This is a genomic window from uncultured Pseudoalteromonas sp., assembly GCF_963922945.1.
GTDB lineage: Bacteria > Pseudomonadota > Gammaproteobacteria > Enterobacterales > Alteromonadaceae > Pseudoalteromonas.
Window position 1 is genome coordinate 1 of the sequence record NZ_CAWUKC010000091.1, and the last position, 15,648, is coordinate 15,648.

The 15,648-nt window shown below is 41.9% G+C and carries 19 protein-coding genes and 1 tRNA gene; 5 read left to right on the forward strand and 15 right to left on the reverse strand.

The features are described 5' to 3' along the window. The first annotated feature begins 99 nt into the window (after positions 1-99). Both AABI99_RS15435 and AABI99_RS15440 read left to right on the forward strand, forming a co-directional pair. Positions 100-546: a DNA polymerase III subunit chi gene (locus AABI99_RS15435; protein WP_338366999.1), complete on the forward strand. Its 447-nt coding sequence runs from the start codon at positions 100-102 to the stop codon at positions 544-546. Between the two features lie 55 nt (positions 547-601). Beyond that, positions 602-3,454, forward strand: a complete 2,853-nt coding sequence (locus AABI99_RS15440; protein ID WP_338366986.1) for a valine--tRNA ligase — start codon at positions 602-604, stop codon at positions 3,452-3,454. A 105-nt stretch (positions 3,455-3,559) separates the two neighbouring features. On the opposite strand, the gene AABI99_RS15445 is transcribed toward AABI99_RS15440, so the two are convergent. Continuing rightward, positions 3,560-4,828, reverse strand: coding sequence for an outer membrane protein transport protein (locus AABI99_RS15445; protein WP_338366987.1), 1,269 nt, complete (start codon positions 4,826-4,828; stop codon positions 3,560-3,562). Between the two features lie 282 nt (positions 4,829-5,110). On the opposite strand from AABI99_RS15445, the gene AABI99_RS15450 reads away from it, so the two are divergent. Next, a complete protein-coding gene (locus AABI99_RS15450) occupies positions 5,111-5,434 on the forward strand; it encodes a hypothetical protein (RefSeq protein ID WP_338366988.1) in 324 nt (107 codons plus the stop codon). Here AABI99_RS15450 and AABI99_RS15455 read toward each other — a convergent pair. Together AABI99_RS15455 and AABI99_RS15460 are read right to left on the reverse strand one after the other, a co-directional pair. Beyond that, a complete protein-coding gene (locus tag AABI99_RS15455; RefSeq protein WP_338366989.1) occupies positions 5,394-6,620 on the reverse strand; it encodes an HD domain-containing phosphohydrolase in 1,227 nt (408 codons plus the stop codon). The genes AABI99_RS15450 and AABI99_RS15455 overlap by 41 nt on opposite strands. A gap of 149 nt (positions 6,621-6,769) precedes the next feature. Next, a tRNA-Arg gene (locus AABI99_RS15460) sits at positions 6,770-6,844 on the reverse strand. Between the two features lie 233 nt (positions 6,845-7,077). Between AABI99_RS15460 and AABI99_RS15465 the strand changes: the two genes are divergently transcribed. Continuing rightward, complete coding sequence (locus tag AABI99_RS15465; RefSeq protein ID WP_024031630.1) at positions 7,078-7,260, forward strand: hypothetical protein; 183 nt, start codon at positions 7,078-7,080, stop codon at positions 7,258-7,260. Positions 7,261-7,262: 2 nt separating this feature from the next. Here AABI99_RS15465 and AABI99_RS15470 read toward each other — a convergent pair whose 3' ends face one another. Genes AABI99_RS15470 through AABI99_RS15480 form a run of 3 tightly spaced genes read right to left on the reverse strand, consistent with a single transcriptional unit; the run spans position 7,263 to position 8,974 of the window. Then, on the reverse strand, positions 7,263-8,060 hold the full coding sequence (locus AABI99_RS15470; RefSeq protein ID WP_338366990.1) for a phosphotransferase: 798 nt from the start codon (positions 8,058-8,060) through the stop codon (positions 7,263-7,265). Between the two features lie 3 nt (positions 8,061-8,063). Continuing rightward, positions 8,064-8,681: a nicotinamide riboside transporter PnuC gene (gene pnuC / locus AABI99_RS15475; RefSeq protein ID WP_338366991.1), complete on the reverse strand. Its 618-nt coding sequence runs from the start codon at positions 8,679-8,681 to the stop codon at positions 8,064-8,066. A gap of 41 nt (positions 8,682-8,722) precedes the next feature. Beyond that, positions 8,723-8,974 carry a hypothetical protein gene (locus AABI99_RS15480; RefSeq protein WP_055015263.1) on the reverse strand — a complete coding sequence of 84 codons (252 nt, stop codon included), beginning with the start codon at positions 8,972-8,974 and terminating at the stop codon, positions 8,723-8,725. Between the two features lie 98 nt (positions 8,975-9,072). Here AABI99_RS15480 and AABI99_RS15485 point away from each other — a divergent pair, with 98 nt between their 5' ends. Beyond that, complete coding sequence (locus AABI99_RS15485; RefSeq protein ID WP_338366992.1) at positions 9,073-9,312, forward strand: DUF2960 domain-containing protein; 240 nt, start codon at positions 9,073-9,075, stop codon at positions 9,310-9,312. Between the two features lie 14 nt (positions 9,313-9,326). On the opposite strand, the gene alr is transcribed toward AABI99_RS15485, so the two are convergent. The 9 genes from alr to rpsF form a co-directional block, all read right to left on the reverse strand. Then, positions 9,327-10,406, reverse strand: coding sequence for an alanine racemase (gene alr / locus AABI99_RS15490; protein WP_338366993.1), 1,080 nt, complete (start codon positions 10,404-10,406; stop codon positions 9,327-9,329). Continuing rightward, a complete protein-coding gene (dnaB, locus tag AABI99_RS15495) occupies positions 10,406-11,785 on the reverse strand; it encodes a replicative DNA helicase (RefSeq protein ID WP_338366994.1) in 1,380 nt (459 codons plus the stop codon). Before dnaB ends, alr begins: the two co-directional genes overlap by 1 nt. A 113-nt stretch (positions 11,786-11,898) precedes the next feature. Then, positions 11,899-12,837 (reverse strand): DUF4097 family beta strand repeat-containing protein, encoded by a 939-nt coding sequence (locus AABI99_RS15500; RefSeq protein ID WP_338366995.1) that lies wholly within the window; start codon positions 12,835-12,837, stop codon positions 11,899-11,901. A 9-nt stretch (positions 12,838-12,846) separates the two neighbouring features. Beyond that, positions 12,847-13,323: a hypothetical protein gene (locus AABI99_RS15505; RefSeq protein WP_338366996.1), complete on the reverse strand. Its 477-nt coding sequence runs from the start codon at positions 13,321-13,323 to the stop codon at positions 12,847-12,849. Next, on the reverse strand, positions 13,316-13,864 hold the full coding sequence (locus AABI99_RS15510; RefSeq protein WP_338366997.1) for an RNA polymerase sigma factor: 549 nt from the start codon (positions 13,862-13,864) through the stop codon (positions 13,316-13,318). The genes AABI99_RS15505 and AABI99_RS15510 overlap by 8 nt, the downstream gene beginning before the upstream one ends. Positions 13,865-14,061: 197 nt before the next feature. Then, a complete protein-coding gene (gene rplI / locus AABI99_RS15515; RefSeq protein WP_004588457.1) occupies positions 14,062-14,514 on the reverse strand; it encodes a 50S ribosomal protein L9 in 453 nt (150 codons plus the stop codon). 35 nt (positions 14,515-14,549) lie between these two features. Next, the gene (gene rpsR / locus AABI99_RS15520; protein ID WP_002962753.1) at positions 14,550-14,777 is read right to left on the reverse strand and encodes a 30S ribosomal protein S18; all 228 of its coding nucleotides are present in this window, start codon (positions 14,775-14,777) and stop codon (positions 14,550-14,552) included. A gap of 12 nt (positions 14,778-14,789) precedes the next feature. After that, the gene (priB, locus tag AABI99_RS15525) at positions 14,790-15,107 is read right to left on the reverse strand and encodes a primosomal replication protein N (RefSeq protein WP_004588456.1); all 318 of its coding nucleotides are present in this window, start codon (positions 15,105-15,107) and stop codon (positions 14,790-14,792) included. A 43-nt stretch (positions 15,108-15,150) separates the two neighbouring features. Beyond that, the gene (rpsF, locus tag AABI99_RS15530) at positions 15,151-15,492 is read right to left on the reverse strand and encodes a 30S ribosomal protein S6 (protein ID WP_338366998.1); all 342 of its coding nucleotides are present in this window, start codon (positions 15,490-15,492) and stop codon (positions 15,151-15,153) included. Between the last annotated feature and the right edge of the window lie 156 nt (positions 15,493-15,648).

The following is a 15,648-nucleotide window of genomic DNA, read 5'->3' on the forward strand; positions in this document are numbered from 1 at the left end:
GTATTAATTGAAGCAAATCCTGTTATATGGCAAAATCTGCCTCTTAAAATATGTGTATTAACTATGTACACATTCAATGTTATGGGAAACCCCGATACAATGAACATCAATGCTCAATTTTTCGTTCTAAAGCAACAAGATGAGTCTAAAGCACAGGCTGATGATCATTTTGCTTTAGCAGCTCAAATTGCCGCAGAGCAGTATCGATTAGGGAATCGTGTGTTTATTTTTGTTGATAACGAACACACCGCCTATGCCATTGACGAAACCCTCTGGGCATTTGACCCTGACAGTTTTGTGCCGCATAACCTACAAGGCGAAGGCCCCAAAGCCGGCGCGCCTGTAGAAATAGGCACAACGCCTCCTGTTGGCAAACGTAATGTTTTAATTAACTTAGCTAATAGCCTGCCTGATTTTATTAGGCGTTTTAGCGAAGTTTTTGATTTTGTACCAGTAGAGCCTGTAGCTAAACAAGCCGCTCGTGAGCGTTTTAAAAAGCTGCGCCAACTTGGTGCCAATATCAGCACGCAAGAGATTAATAGCTAGCCGTTTAGGATAAAGCTAACCAACTAATTTAAGTACTTATTTAAGGTTCTGTGTAATGGATAAAACCTACAATCCGCAAGATATTGAACAGTCTCTATACCAAGACTGGGAACAAAAAGGCTACTTTAAGCCATCTGGCCAAGGCACCCCATATTCAATTATGATCCCACCGCCAAATGTCACCGGTAGCTTGCACATGGGCCACGCCTTCCAAGATACAATAATGGATACCCTAACGCGTTTTAAACGCATGCAAGGTAACAACACATTATGGCAAGTAGGTACTGACCACGCGGGTATTGCAACGCAAATGCTGGTTGAGCGTAAACTTCACGCTGAAGAAGGTAAAACACGCCACGATTTAGGCCGCGAAGATTTTATTAATAAAATTTGGGAGTGGAAAAACGAATCAGGCGGCACTATCACTAAGCAATTACGTCGCCTTGGTGCGTCGGTTGATTGGGACCGCGAACGCTTTACGATGGACGATGGCTTATCAGAAGCAGTTAAAGAAGTCTTTGTACGCCTTCATAAAGAAAACCTAATTTACCGCGGTAAGCGCCTAGTAAACTGGGATCCAAAATTACACACGGCTATTTCTGACCTTGAAGTTGAAAACAAAGAAAAGCAAGGCCACATGTGGAACCTGCGCTACCCACTTGCCGATGGTGCTAAAACACAAGACGGCAAAGACTACATTGTTGTAGCAACAACTCGTCCTGAAACCATGTTAGGTGACTCGGGTGTTGCGGTTAATCCAGATGACGAGCGCTACCAAGACCTAATCGGTAAAGAAGTTTTACTGCCTATCGTAAATCGTCGTATCACCATTGTTGCCGATGAACATGCCGATAAAGACAAAGGCACAGGTTGTGTAAAAATCACCCCTGCACACGACTTTAACGATAACGAAGTTGGCAAGCGTCACAAAATGCCAATGATCAATATTTTCGATAAAAACGCTGCCATTCTTAGCCAAGGTGAAACATACACCTTTGACGGTAAAGAGCTTGAATTTGATGCCCCAATTCCTGAGCGCTTACACGGCCTAGACCGTTTTGCTGCGCGTAAAGCAATTATTGCAGAATTTGAAGAACTTGGTTTACTTGAAAAAATCGAAGACCATGCGTTAACTGTACCTTACGGCGACCGCTCTGGTGTGGTCATTGAGCCATTACTTACCGACCAATGGTATGTACGCGTTGCGCCACTTGCTGAACCTGCAAAAGATGCCGTTAAAAATGGCGACATTCAATTTGTACCTAAGCAATACGAAAACATGTACTTTTCGTGGATGAACGACGTACAAGATTGGTGTATTTCACGCCAACTTTGGTGGGGTCACCGTATTCCAGCTTGGTACGACAGCGAAGGCAACGTATACGTTGGCCGCGATGAAGCCGAAGTGCGCCGCGACAATAACATTGCCGATGATGTTGCACTAAGCCAAGACGAAGATGTACTTGATACTTGGTTCTCATCTGCATTGTGGACATTTTCAACACAAGGTTGGCCAGAAAACACCGATGATTTAAAAACCTTCCACCCGTCTGACGTGTTGGTAACAGGTTTTGATATTATCTTTTTCTGGGTTGCGCGCATGATTATGATGACGCTGCACTTTATAAAAGACGAAAATGGTAAACCACAAGTACCGTTTAAAACTGTGTATGTAACGGGCCTTATACGTGACGACAACGGCGATAAAATGTCTAAGTCAAAAGGTAACGTACTTGACCCACTAGATATGATTGACGGCATTGAGCTTGAAGATTTAGTACAAAAACGTACTGGCAACATGATGCAGCCTAAACTTGCCGCTAAAATTGAAAAAGACACGCGTAAAGTTTTTGCAAATGGTATTGAAGCACACGGTACCGATGCGCTTCGCTTTACCTTAGCTGCAATGGCATCAACCGGTCGTGATATCAACTGGGATATGAACCGCCTAGAAGGTTACCGTAACTTCTGTAATAAACTATGGAACGCGAGCCGTTACGTATTAATGAATACAGAAGAGCAAGATTGTGGCTTTAACGAGGGTGAAAAAACGCTCTCGTTAGCTGATCGCTGGATCTTAGGCCAGTTTGAAGCAACGGTTAAAACATACACCGAACACCTTGATAACTACCGCTTTGATTTAGCAGCCAATACGCTTTATGAATTTACATGGAACCAGTTCTGTGACTGGTACTTAGAGCTAACTAAGCCGGTATTATTTAAAGGTAATGAAGCACAGCAACGCGGTACTCGTAATACGTTGATTACGGTACTAGAAAGCCTACTGCGCTTAATGCACCCAATGATGCCATACATCACAGAAACGATTTGGCAACGTGTAGCCCCCCTTGCTGGGCTTGAAACTGCAGGCACCAGCATTATGGTACAGGGCTTCCCTGTTTATAATGAAGCAAACGTTGATGCACAAGCAATGGACGACTTAGAGTGGGTTAAACAGTTTATTTTAGCAATTCGTGTTATCCGCGGTGAGATGGATATTAGCCCAAGTAAGCCACTTAACGTGCTACTTGCTAACGCATCAAGCGATGACGTGCGCCGTATTAACGAAAACGAGTCGTTCATTGCCTCGCTTGCTAAACTTGAATCGTTCACTTTGCTTGAAAACAAAGACGATGCACCCGCATGTGCGACCTCTTATGTTGGCAACCTTGAAATTATGATCCCAATGGCGGGCTTAATTGATGTTGAAGCCGAGCTTGCGCGTATTAACAAGCAACTCGAAAAAGCAGAAAAAGGCCTAGCCCAAGTGCAAAATAAACTAGCAAACGAAAAGTTTGTAAATAACGCACCTGAAGCCGTACTTGCAAAAGAAAATGCTAAATTAGCTGAATTCACTGATGCTAAAACCAAGCTACTTGAGCAAAAAACTAAAATAGAAAGCTTATAATTTTAGTTGCCTGCTAAAGCAATTTAGCAGGCATTAAAAAAGCCGCTCACTGTTAAAGTGAGCGGCTTTTTTGTGTCCTGCGATTAACCACAAGGCATAGCTACATTAAAACTTGTAGTTGTACTGAGCGCCAATTACAACAGCGTGGCCTTTTGACTCAAAGCCCCATTGGCTGCCTGAATCATCAGTTTCAGTAAAGTTCTGTGTTTTACCACGAACAACACTTACACCTAAATCAACATTTGATTGCGTATCGATCGCGTAGTTACCACCTACAGAGAACCAAAAACGGTCAGTATCTGGGATTGAGATAGATAAGTGCTCTTGTGATACTGGTGACTCATCAAATGCTACACCTGCACGAAGAAGTAAGTCTTCGTTGTATTGGTAATCAGCACCGATAGAGTAACGGAATGCATCATCAAACTGTTCTTGCTTTTCAAACGCTACAAACTTGTCGCCAGTTGGAGCTGTTACTTGCGCTTCTAACGACTCAAAACTGCTCCAGCCTGTCCAAAGTACGCTGTAATGTAAGCCTAGTTTTTCATCTAACTGGTGAGAACCAGAAAACTCAGCAATAGCAGGTAGAGTTAGCTCTACAGAACCCGGTAGTTGTGCACCGCCAGTGCCGCCTGCAGCTACTGGTAAATCATTTGAGAAATCACCTTCAAATGTAATATCTGTTTCGCTGCGGTAGTTAAAACCAAAGCGGCTATTTTCGTCTAATTGGTACATTAAGCCCACATTTAAGCCTAGGCCGGTGTCATCACCTTGAAGGTTAACTGCATCAGCACCAAAATCAATGCCACTTGCATTGGCGCCGACTTTACGGATTACCGTTGCATCAGCATAAATGTAGTTTAAGCCAATACCAAAGCTGAATTGCTCGGTTACTTTATATGCAACGCTTGCATTTAAGTTAACGGTGACAATTTCTGTTTCACCAGCAATTTGGCCTGCTACGTAGTCATCGTTAAACTCTGTAGATAAACCAAAGTTAGAGAATGCACCAAAACCTACTGATACTTTATCGTTGTAAGGCATAGTGAAGTAAGCAGCTGGTACCACTGCGCTTGGCGCAATACTATCGTCATCTAACGCACTTGGGTCTATACCGTTGTTAGTAGACTCACCTTCAATGCTCACATCTGGTACTACACCGATAGCTGCAACACTCAATTGCTTATCTTTAAAAAGAGTCATTAAAGCTGGGTTACGAGCAACAACTGACGCGTCGTCAGCAATAGATGCTTCACCGGCGTATGCGCGACCAAGTCCTGATGCGTTTTGCTCAGCTAACTGAAACGCAGCAGCAAACGTATCTGCAGATACTAACGCAAGCGAAGCTGCGATTAGAGTTTTAGTAAATTTCATTGTTAAGTCCTTAACCAAACTGCTGTTTGGGTATCTATGTGTTGTTATTAGGATTTTAAACTTGGCTACACTACCTTAATTTTTTATAAAAAACTGTAACAAAGCGTCAAAAAACAGCAAAAAACACGTTTTTTAACGATGATTTAACAACTATTTAAAACTCATCGGATGAGAAATGTGTTATTAGAGCTTATACTCTAATTGTAATTAATTATCATTTAGATTGACTTGCAATATCTCACATTTTAAACTTGTTTTAAAATCACCAAGGAAGCTAAAAGTGTGAGCATTTTACTTATTATTTCCGCGCTTATTTTTTGCGGCGCCAGTGTGTACTGTTTTTATAAAGCAAACTATTGTGCCTGCACACAAGCTGGGCAATGCGACAACCCCGTTAATCATTATTGGCTGGGAGCCATGATAAATGCGTTGGTATCTTTAACTTTTTGCTGCTTTGCAGTGCATGTAGAGCTGGGTACTTTGCTGTGGCTTACTTTAATGGGGAGTTGCTTTTTAGGTGCTTATATTTCTGCTAGGCACGCAAAACTTAAGCGTTGTAAAAATGCTAGTTCAACAAATGCTCTTTTAACAAACGAGCCAAATTAATTTGATAGTCAAGCGGCTTAATACTCGACACTATTTTAATACTTTGATCAGAGTCATTTAAATCTAAGTCTTTAGGGGTGACGTGGTGGCCATGCTTAGCATTGTAAAATAGCTTAACTTTAGGCTTGATAGGATTTAATTTGTTGCCTTCAAGTACCAGCGCTAATCGCTCATTGGTTAATTTAACTATAGTGCCTACCGGGTGCACACCTAAGCATTTGATAAAGTGCTGCACCAGCTCTGCATCAAACAGCTCTTTGTTAGCTAACAAATAACGCAGCGCATTTATGGGCTCATCCCCATCTTGATGCGGCCTGTCGGCAGTTAGCGCATCGTAAACATCAACAATCGCCATAATGCGCGCAGGACGGCTAAGCTTTTCTGCTGTAATACCACGCGGATAACCTGAGCCATCGAGTCGCTCATGATGATTTACGATCATATCGAGCATTAAAGGCGTAATACCTTTTTCACCTTTAACTAAACCTAGCCCTTGTGCAACATGTCGTTTAACAATACCCATTTCGCTGCTAGTGAGTTTACTTGGCCTAGAAATAATCCCTTGCGGGAGTTTAGCTTGACCTAAATCGTGCAAAAGCGCGCCCATAGCAAGCTGTTGTACGGCTTCTTCTTTGTATCCTAAATACTTAGCAAACACGGCCGTAAAAATAGCGCAGTTAATCATGTGGCGCCAATTGTAACTATGTTTATCTTTTATACGGGTTAATATGGTCATTGCGCTGGTATGTCTAAATACCGAGCTGACTATATCGTTAGCCATTTCATCAATCACTTTTAAATTAACCGATAACCCTGTAGTCACATCGCCGTACAAAGCTTGTAGCTTACGATTATGTTGCTCAAAATTAATGCTAGCCTTGGCAAATTCTTCCTCAAGGGTAATCGCAGGCTTTACCGCGGGGGGCTTTGTTTTACTAGTTGAAGTTATGGGTTTTTGTGATGGTGCGCTTTTGGGTTTGTACTTATCGGGTATGGCGGCATCGCCCTTGGTAAAGTCGATAAGCAGCTCTAAAACGCCTTCGGTTACTAAGCGTTTTATAATTGCCTGGTTTCGCACTAAACCACTGGTTTTTATTTTTATACTATTAAGCCCTTCATGCTGTTTGGTAACACTGTCAACAAACATACCAGGAGTGAGCTCTGAAATGGGTAACGCGATGAGCATGGCAAAAGCGTTTTCTACAATTAAATATGCCTATTAAATAGCATTATTTAATGATAAAAGTCTAATTTTTAAGTTAAAACCAATACTATATAGCTATAAAGGACTAATAAATGAGGGAAGAAGTTCATTAGCGAGTGATAGTAGCCAAATGGCGCTCTTGCTAGGGATCGAACCTAGAACTTAGCCTCCGGAGGGCCACGTGATATCCATTTCACCACAAGAGCACATTTGTTGCTAAAACACTAACTCGCGATATCAATGCTTTAGCACTGGCTATAATAAAGAGATATTTTAATAAATTCCAGCATCATTGAGTTATATGCCTATAAATCAAACTGTTTTTGACAAAACACTTCACAACTTACAAAAAACAGGCTATTTATTGGTATTACATAAAAGATAGTAACCGTTTGGCAACATATATAAAGTGCTTACGGGTTATAAAGAGGACGTAATTATGAGTTTAATGTCGACTGAGCAAGTGGCTGAGTTTTTAGGTGTTAAGGCCGAGCGAGTAAAGCGCCTTGCTCGTGAGAGCTTGCTTATTGCCAAGTCTGAAGATGAAAATGGTGAACCCCAATTTGATGCTGACGAAGTAGCAAAGTACAAAGAACTCGCTGCACGTTTTGGCGGGCTTTAGCTTTATATATTGACCAATAAGCTTTTAAGTTGCGCGCGTAATACACGTGTTTTATGAATTATGTCGCGCTGCTCATACCACCCTATACACAACACCAAAAACACTACTTTAAAGTAACATAGCTTGCTATAAGAGCAGTAAAAATCATTTTTTGTTTGTTGCAAACTGTATTGCTCAAGTAAGGTCTGCTCTGCCTCTCTATTTAACTCTAAGCTAACCGCAAGTGCCGCTAAATCAAAATATACGTCGTTTGTTTGCGCATATTCAAAGTCAATTAAATACATGCCACTTGAATTTACTATTAGGTTATCTTTAACTAAATCGTTATGACAAAAGCCACTGTTGTAGGGCATGTTGCTAATGGCGCTTAGCGTATATTCAATTAAGCGGCTGTGCTGTTGATATATGTTGCTGTTAGCGTAATACATAAGCTCTTTTGCAATATCCATTGGCTGTGTAGCTAGAGGGTAACTATGAACACGTGCCAACTTTTCAACTAGGTCAATACTGTAGGTATTAGTAGCAATATCACCACAAATATAATGAAATGCAGCTCGCCTGTTGGCTTCATCAAGCCAAATAGGCTTAGGGCAAACGTTATATTGACTAAGCTCTGTTTGGGCTTGTAGCCCTATTTTAGGCCAATGTGATTTATAGCATTTTAATAAATAGTTTTGCTGTGCGGTTTTTATTAGGTAATTGTCGTTACTTAAACCATTGACTAACTTAGTGGTTTGTAGCACCTGCTGCGGCGCCACAAGCTCACTGCATAAGGCTGCGATATTTGGGTTACGGTGCATACGTTATAGTTGCGCTAATGGCTTAGCTTGGCTTTGCTCGTACTCTTCGTACCAGGTTTTAAACCCCCACGCGGCCATAATAGTGTAAAAAACAAATAGCGCGAGTGTTGGGTAGTAGCCTTTTTCGTAATACAAATACATAGAGGCTGCATCAATAACAATCCAATATAGCCAGTTTTCGAGTACTTTTTTGGCAACTAAATACGTGGTTACCACCGCAAAACAGGTTGTAAAGCTATCAAGGTAGGCAAAATCGGCATGGGTGTAGTTTTGCATTACATAGCCAATAATAATGGCCGCTAAGCTTGTAGCGCCTATAAGGATGGCGTGGCGCTGAGAAGACCACGAGGTAATACTAATATTATCAGCTTTGCCTTTGCGCCAGACCATCCAGCCAAATACAGCCATGTACATGTAATAAAAATTGAGTAACGACTCCATAAGCAGCGCGCCATTCCAGTACATTATGGTGTAAATAAGCGTGCTAAAAAAAGCGGCAGGCCAGCACCATAGGCTTTCTTTTATTGCCAGTAATAAGTAAGCAATAGACAACCCTACCGCAATATATTCCCAATGCGACATTGCTGTAAAACCACTTAAGGTTTGTGTTAAAAAATCCATGTGTGAGGTTACCGTTTTTAATACACGTTAAATAAAGGCGATTACGCTGGAGACAAATCGCCAGATAAAAACTTACAAACAAAAATAGCCTTACCAAACTCTTCGTACGAACGTTTAATTTCGGTATTTAGCACTTGCATTACTAAATCGTAATCGCCAAAAATTTGCGTAGAAAGCGTATTGGTGATCACTTTTAAGTTATCGTATTCGTTTAAGCGGTCAATAAAACCTTTAATAAACGGAATGTAATCTTGATGGAGTGGGTATTTACTGATCTCTACTGATAATTTCATTTTAAACTCTACTTTTAATTATTTGATTTCAACAAACCATTCTATGCCAGTTCAATACAGTGTAAAATTAGTCTCACACTCAATTAGCTGAGCTTATTATGGCACGCAGAATAACCTATACATTTAAAAATCAACCGCGCGAAATTAACTTCGCAAAAGACAAATACCACGACATGTATCATGCTATTGCCGCTGCCGAAGGTATTGATTTAACTAACTACTTAAATATGGTACGCCAAATAGAAATGACCTCAAAAGGCTCTTCTGCTGTACGTAATTTTCGTGACCAAGAATTTGCCCGCATGGGCTTTAGTGATATTTACTTTATAAAAGAGTAAATATCACTTACTAACTATCGCTGATATTCGTAGCTAACCCGCGGTGTAATATTACACAGCAGTTCATATGGGATTGTATCAGCGCAGTGGGCTATTTCTTCAACTGGCAGCTCTGGCCCCCACATGGTAACGCTATCACCTACTTTAACATTGTGCTCGTTTGCGCCTATATCAATACTTATCATATCCATAGATACACTGCCTACAATACCGTAGCGCTGCCCAGCAATCATCACCGGTGTGCCTTGTTTAGCATGGCGTGGATAGCCATCTCCATACCCCATAGCAACTACAGCAAGTTGTGTTGGTTTATCACTTTGCCAACGGCCGCCATAGCCTACTCGCTCGTGTGCGGCAACCTCACGCACAGCAATGACTTTTGTGGTTAATCGCATAACCGGCTTTAAATTGTGCTGTTGCCCTGTGCAATTGGCCATGGGTGATACCCCATACAGCATAAGCCCTGGGCGTACCCAATCACCGTGCCCTGCTGGCCACGCTATAATGCCTGCTGAGTTTGATAAACAATGTGCTTGGTCTATTTCCTTCACAAGCGTATCAAACAAGCTAATTTGCTGAGCTGTTTTAGTATTGTTTGTATCATCAGCACACGAAAAATGGGTCATCAAATTAATGGTGCTTTTGGCATTGGGTGTACGCTGCAAGCGCGCATAGAACTCTTGAAACTGCTCAGGGGCTATGCCTAAACGGTGCATACCTGTGTTTATTTTAAGCCAGCACGTAATAGGTGCATCAAGCTTTGCATTTTCAATCGCCGCAAGCTGGTTTTCGTCGTGCACAATAGTTTGAAAATTATTAGCCAATAAAATAGGTAAGTCGGCTTTATTAAAAAACCCTTCAAGCAGCACTATTGGCTTTGTTAAACCACCTGCGCGCAATGCCAGAGCTTCATCAATTCGGGCAACAGCAAAAGCATCAGCATTACTTAAGTGCTGGGCAATTTTTACCAAACCATGGCCATATGCATTCGCTTTTAACACCGCCATTATTTTGCTTTTAGGGGCAAAACGTTTTACCTGCGATACATTATGCGCAAGTGCCGTTAAATTTATTTCAGCTGTGGCTAGTCTCATTAGTATTCATCATCAACTGCTGGCCCCGCGTAATTATCAAAGCGAGAAAATTGCCCCTGGAAGGTTAAGCGCACTTTACCAATTGGACCGTTACGCTGTTTACCTATAATAATCTCGGCGATACCTTTTTCTGTGCTGTCTTCGTTATATACCTCATCGCGGTATATAAACATGATTAAATCGGCATCTTGTTCTATTGAGCCCGACTCACGTAAATCTGAGTTAATTGGGCGCTTGTCGGCACGCTGCTCTAGCGTACGGTTTAGCTGCGAAAGCGCAATAACCGGGCACTGTAATTCTTTGGCAAGCGCCTTTAATGAACGCGATATTTCGGCAATCTCTAAGGTACGGTTGTCAGATAGGCTAGGTACGCGCATTAACTGCAGGTAATCGACCATGATCATACTAATGCCACCGTGGTCGCGCGCTATACGCCTTGCACGAGAGCGCACATCGGTAGGAGTAAGGCCCGATGCATCATCAACATACATTTTGCCTTTTTCCATCAACAAACCCATGGTTGATGAAAGGCGTGCCCAATCATCATCATCTAACTGGCCGGTACGTACCTTGGTTTGGTTAATACGACCCAATGAAGCCAGCATCCTCATCATAATTTGCTCTGAGGGCATCTCTAGTGAGTAAATAAGCACAGGCTTGTCTTGTGTCATTGCCGCGTGCTCTGCAAGGTTCATTGCAAAGGTGGTTTTACCCATTGATGGACGTGCTGCAACAATAATTAAATCAGAAGGCTGCATACCTGCTGTCATTTTATCTAAATCAGCATAACCGGTACTTACCCCTGTAACACCATCTTGTGGCGATTGGTAAAGCTCTTCAATTTTATCGACTGTTTTTTCAAGAATGTTATGAATGCTTTGCGGGCCCTCGGTACTCTTTGAACGCTGCTCTGCAATTTTAAACACTTTACTCTCAGCAAAGTCTAATAAGTCGTGGCTGGTACGCCCTTCTGTATTAAAACCGGCTTCGGCTATTTCGTTGGCAACCCCTATCATTTCGCGAACTACCGCGCGTTCACGCACTATATTGGCATATGCATCAATATTGGCGGCGCTGGGCGTGTTTTTAGCTATTTCGGCTAAATATGCAAACCCACCAATACTCGACAGCTGATTATTTTTCTCAAGGCTTTCAGAGATAGTGATTAAATCTATCGGGTCCCCTACTTCAGCAAGCGCAGTCATGGCTTCAAAAATAAGCTTGTGGGTGCGGGTATAAAAGTCCTGTGCAACAACCAGCTCTGCTACGCGGTCATACGCTTGATTATCAAGCATTAAACCACCTAAAACAGATTGCTCAGCTTCTATTGAATGGGGGGGGACTTTAAGGGTATCGACTTGCTTATCTGGTTTTGCCATAACTTCACAGTACTAAAATTGAATGGCTCTATTCTATCGACTTGGCAGGGCTGTGCAAATAGCAAAGCAGGAAATCTTTTCCTGCTTTTTGTAATCATCGGCGGTATTAAGCGTTATTTGGTACGCAGCGTAATGCGCCCGCTTATAGTATCCATTTCAACGCTCGCACTGCCACCTTTTACGCTAAACTCTAAATCGCTTGCCGGGCCGTATTTAGCCTTAGCCACTTTATCGCTGGTAATTTTATTAATAATTTTACCATTTGCGTGTGCTTTAATTTCAAACTGGGCAGATACGTTTTGCGGAAAATAAAAATCAGCATCACCACTTACCGATTCATAACGTACATCAGCCCCTTTTAAGAGCTCTTTAATCTGTATTTCAGCCTCGCCGTTTACAGTGTTGATACGTAAGTTTTTAATGCTCGATAATGTAAAATCGATATCGCCATTTACGTTTTCTAATCGCACATCGTTTGCGGTTGTGCTTGATTTAATATCGCCATTTACCGCACTAAAACGTAACTCCCCGCTTGATTGCTTATCGTTTATTTCACCGTTAACGGTTTCAAATTGAATATTACCACTTAAGTTTTGTGCGTTAACATCACCGTTTACTGTGGTTAGTTCAATACTGCCTGTGATGTCCTCTACCGTGATCTCACCGTTCACTACATCTACTTCGGCGCCGTTTTCAAGTGTTTTTGCTGTCACTGATGCGTTCACACCGGCAAATTCTAAACTACTTGTTTTTGGCATAAATACAGTTAATTTAGAGCCATCGCCAGTGTTACCCCAGCCTATATTGCGTGGCATTTTTACTATAAACTCAGTTTTATCGCCTCTGGTTGTTAGCTCAAACCCTTCAGCCTTGTCATCAAGCTCGCCAGAAACTTTAAATTCATTTTTATCCCAACCGGTTATATTTACATCGCCGCGCTGGTTTTCAATAAAAATAGTGCCGCCACTTGGCACCTCTATTTGCTTATCTATTTTTTCACCCGCTAAAACACTCAGTGGTAATAGGCTCAGCCCTAATAAAATTGCTTTCATGTTATTCCCCTATATTTGCTGCCAACGCGGTGCATGCACCTTGTTAATTAAGTCGAGTTGTTGCTGATAAACCTGTGCCAACATAGTCAGTAACGCCTGATTTTGTGGCTCGTTTTCAAGTGCTTGCTTAATTGCCTGCTCAGCCTCTTCAAGCTCTTGTAGTTGTGCTTGCCAGTTATTGGTCAGTGCATCTTGATTTTTGTACTGCACTAATAAACTTTGCTTTTGCGCTTTAAAATAATCACTCATAGCCACTACTTGGCTTGGCTCGTCATTGCTCATAAATATATTTATTGCTAATAACGCCGCGGCACTGCACGCAGCAATAGCGCTTAATTTGGGCCATAATGGCGCTTTAGCAGCACGTGGCTTAGCTGTAACTATGGCATGCTCTACCCCCGCCCAAAGCGATTTGTTGGGTGTTATATCTTTATTTAAGTTATTTAAAGACTCGTTTAAGTAGTCATCAAAATTTTGTTTACTCATACTCGTACCACTTTTGTAATAACTGCCTTGCACGATGGTATTGAGACTTACTCGACCCCACTGCCATTCCCAATTGCTGGGCTATTTCTTCGTGGCGATAGCCTTCTATAGCGTATAAAACAAACACTATGCGGGCGCGCTCTGGTAAACGAACAATTAATTTATCGAGCCCATTGAGGCCCTTACAGCTTTGCACGCTTTGCTCATCCATACCGCTTTGCTCAATGCTCACTACTTTGTTTAACCAGCTTTTATGTTTGCGTACATAACTAATAGCAATATTGCTTGCGACGCTATAAAGCCAAGTAGAGAACTGTGAGCGCCCATCAAACTGCGCTATTTTGTGCCACACCTGCACAAACACCTCTTGGGCGGCATCTTCAGCGTGCGCTTCATCGGCTAGTAAGCGCAAACATAAACCGTAAACACGCTTTATATGCAGCTCATAGAGCGCTTTGTATGCACTTTGCTCGCCCGACTTAACTTGCTCAATTAATGCAGCTTCGCACATGGGCGCGTTTTCGGGTTTAACATGTAACATCCGTGATGTCGCCTTTTAATTATTTTTATGCTTTTAGTTTATTGATAAGTAAGACGCAAAGACAGGCAAGAAAGGTTTAAACTAATAATAAAAATAGTTTAATAATTTTATATAGAGGGATTATGTGGGTATTAAAGAGGAGTTTTAGATACAAAAAAGCCGCGCTAAAAGCACGGCTTTTTGGGCTTAATTAAAAATTAAGCTTCAGCAATAACGATTACTTTAATAGTAGCTGTTACGTCTGAGTGTACTGCGATTGCAACGTCAAATTCGCCAGTTTCACGGATAGTACCGTGAGGTAAACGAACTTCTGATTTAGCAACTTCAACACCAACAGCTGAGATAGCGTCAGCGATGTCACGAGTACCGATTGAACCGAATAGCTTACCTTCGTCACCAGCTTTAGATACTAAAGTAACTTCTGCTAATGCTTCTAGTTTGTCAGCGCGTGCTTGTGCTGCAGTTAACTGTTCAGCGATTTTCGCTTCTAAGTCTGCGCGACGAGCATCAAACGTTTCAATGTTTGCTTTAGTTGCAGGAACTGCCTTACCTTGCGGGAAAAGGAAGTTACGTGCGAAGCCAGATTTAACAACAACCTGGTCACCTAGGCCACCTAGGTTAGCGATCTTATCTAGTAGAATAACTTGCATGTTTCTACACCTTTTAAAAACTGTTAATCCGCTGCTTACTTATGTAAGTCAGTGTATGGAAGAAGGGCTAAGTAGCGAGCACGCTTAATAGCTGTTGCTAGCTGGCGCTGGTATTTAGCGCTAGTACCTGTAATACGGCTAGGTACGATTTTGCCACTTTCTGTAACATAGTTTCTAAGAGTAGCTAGATCTTTGTAATCGATTTGTTGTACGCCTTCCGCTTTAAAGCGGCAGAACTTACGACGTCTGAAATAACGTGCCATGAGATTAATTCCTCAAATAATTCTTTCTATATGCTGAGCATGCAAAACCAATTGGCTAAGGCCGTTACGACCTTCGTGGCGATTTAAAAAACCACTCACTTGCAATGCCTGCCCAACGTGCAAATGTTGAGTCTGTTGTTGCATTTGCTTACCACTGGCAACAACCTGAAGCCTAACGTAACTATTACGGTTAAGATCTGCTTCGGTTTGCATCGATTTATGTTCTACAACAAAAATACAATGCGGTATGCCTGCAGGGCTTTGGCTAAACTTGGGTGTTTTACAAACAACCCCCGATATAACCAGCTGATTCATATATGGGCTAACCATTACACTTACTGCTGACTACATGCCATGCTAGGACTCAAAACAATTAAGCAGCTGGTGCTTCTTTCTTCTCTTCTCTTGCAAGAGGAGACGCTTCAGTTACTGCATTTTTAGTACGCATAACTAAGTTACGAAGCACTGCATCGTTGTAGCGGAAAGTAGTTTCTAGCTCGCTGATTACTTCAGTAGGTGCTTCAACGTTCATAAGAACATAATGAGCTTTGTGAAGCTTGTTGATTGGGTAAGCCAGTTGACGACGGCCCCAGTCTTCAAGACGGTGGATAGTACCACCCGCTTCAGTGATAGAACCAGTATAACGTTCGATCATACCAGCAACTTGCTCACTCTGATCAGGGTGAACCATGAATACGATTTCGTAATGACGCATGGATATTCCTTACGGTTAATAGAGCCTTCTACCGTTTCGGCCGGTCGGTTTAAGGCAAGGAATTAATAGTATAAAAGCCGAAATGAGCGCGCATTTTACGCTTAGATGGATAATTAAGCAAGCAGGTTTTTTAAGCTTTTATAAAGCAGCTATCAG

Coding starts and splice junctions, on each gene's coding strand:
- dnaB (WP_338366994.1), bottom strand. CDS start 11,785: ATGGCAAAACCAGATAAGCAAGTCGATACCCTTAAAGTCCCCCCCCAT.
- AABI99_RS15465 (WP_024031630.1), top strand. CDS start 7,078: ATGAGTTTAATGTCGACTGAGCAAGTGGCTGAGTTTTTAGGTGTTAAG.
- AABI99_RS15440 (WP_338366986.1), top strand. CDS start 602: ATGGATAAAACCTACAATCCGCAAGATATTGAACAGTCTCTATACCAA.
- AABI99_RS15470 (WP_338366990.1), bottom strand. CDS start 8,060: ATGCACCGTAACCCAAATATCGCAGCCTTATGCAGTGAGCTTGTGGCG.
- AABI99_RS15505 (WP_338366996.1), bottom strand. CDS start 13,323: ATGAGTAAACAAAATTTTGATGACTACTTAAACGAGTCTTTAAATAAC.
- pnuC (WP_338366991.1), bottom strand. CDS start 8,681: ATGGATTTTTTAACACAAACCTTAAGTGGTTTTACAGCAATGTCGCAT.
- AABI99_RS15480 (WP_055015263.1), bottom strand. CDS start 8,974: ATGAAATTATCAGTAGAGATCAGTAAATACCCACTCCATCAAGATTAC.
- alr (WP_338366993.1), bottom strand. CDS start 10,406: ATGAGACTAGCCACAGCTGAAATAAATTTAACGGCACTTGCGCATAAT.
- rpsR (WP_002962753.1), bottom strand. CDS start 14,777: ATGGCACGTTATTTCAGACGTCGTAAGTTCTGCCGCTTTAAAGCGGAA.
- AABI99_RS15445 (WP_338366987.1), bottom strand. CDS start 4,828: ATGAAATTTACTAAAACTCTAATCGCAGCTTCGCTTGCGTTAGTATCT.
- AABI99_RS15435 (WP_338366999.1), top strand. CDS start 100: ATGAACATCAATGCTCAATTTTTCGTTCTAAAGCAACAAGATGAGTCT.
- rplI (WP_004588457.1), bottom strand. CDS start 14,514: ATGCAAGTTATTCTACTAGATAAGATCGCTAACCTAGGTGGCCTAGGT.
- AABI99_RS15510 (WP_338366997.1), bottom strand. CDS start 13,864: ATGTTACATGTTAAACCCGAAAACGCGCCCATGTGCGAAGCTGCATTA.
- AABI99_RS15485 (WP_338366992.1), top strand. CDS start 9,073: ATGGCACGCAGAATAACCTATACATTTAAAAATCAACCGCGCGAAATT.
- AABI99_RS15455 (WP_338366989.1), bottom strand. CDS start 6,620: ATGCTCATCGCGTTACCCATTTCAGAGCTCACTCCTGGTATGTTTGTT.
- rpsF (WP_338366998.1), bottom strand. CDS start 15,492: ATGCGTCATTACGAAATCGTATTCATGGTTCACCCTGATCAGAGTGAG.
- priB (WP_004588456.1), bottom strand. CDS start 15,107: ATGGTTAGCCCATATATGAATCAGCTGGTTATATCGGGGGTTGTTTGT.
- AABI99_RS15500 (WP_338366995.1), bottom strand. CDS start 12,837: ATGAAAGCAATTTTATTAGGGCTGAGCCTATTACCACTGAGTGTTTTA.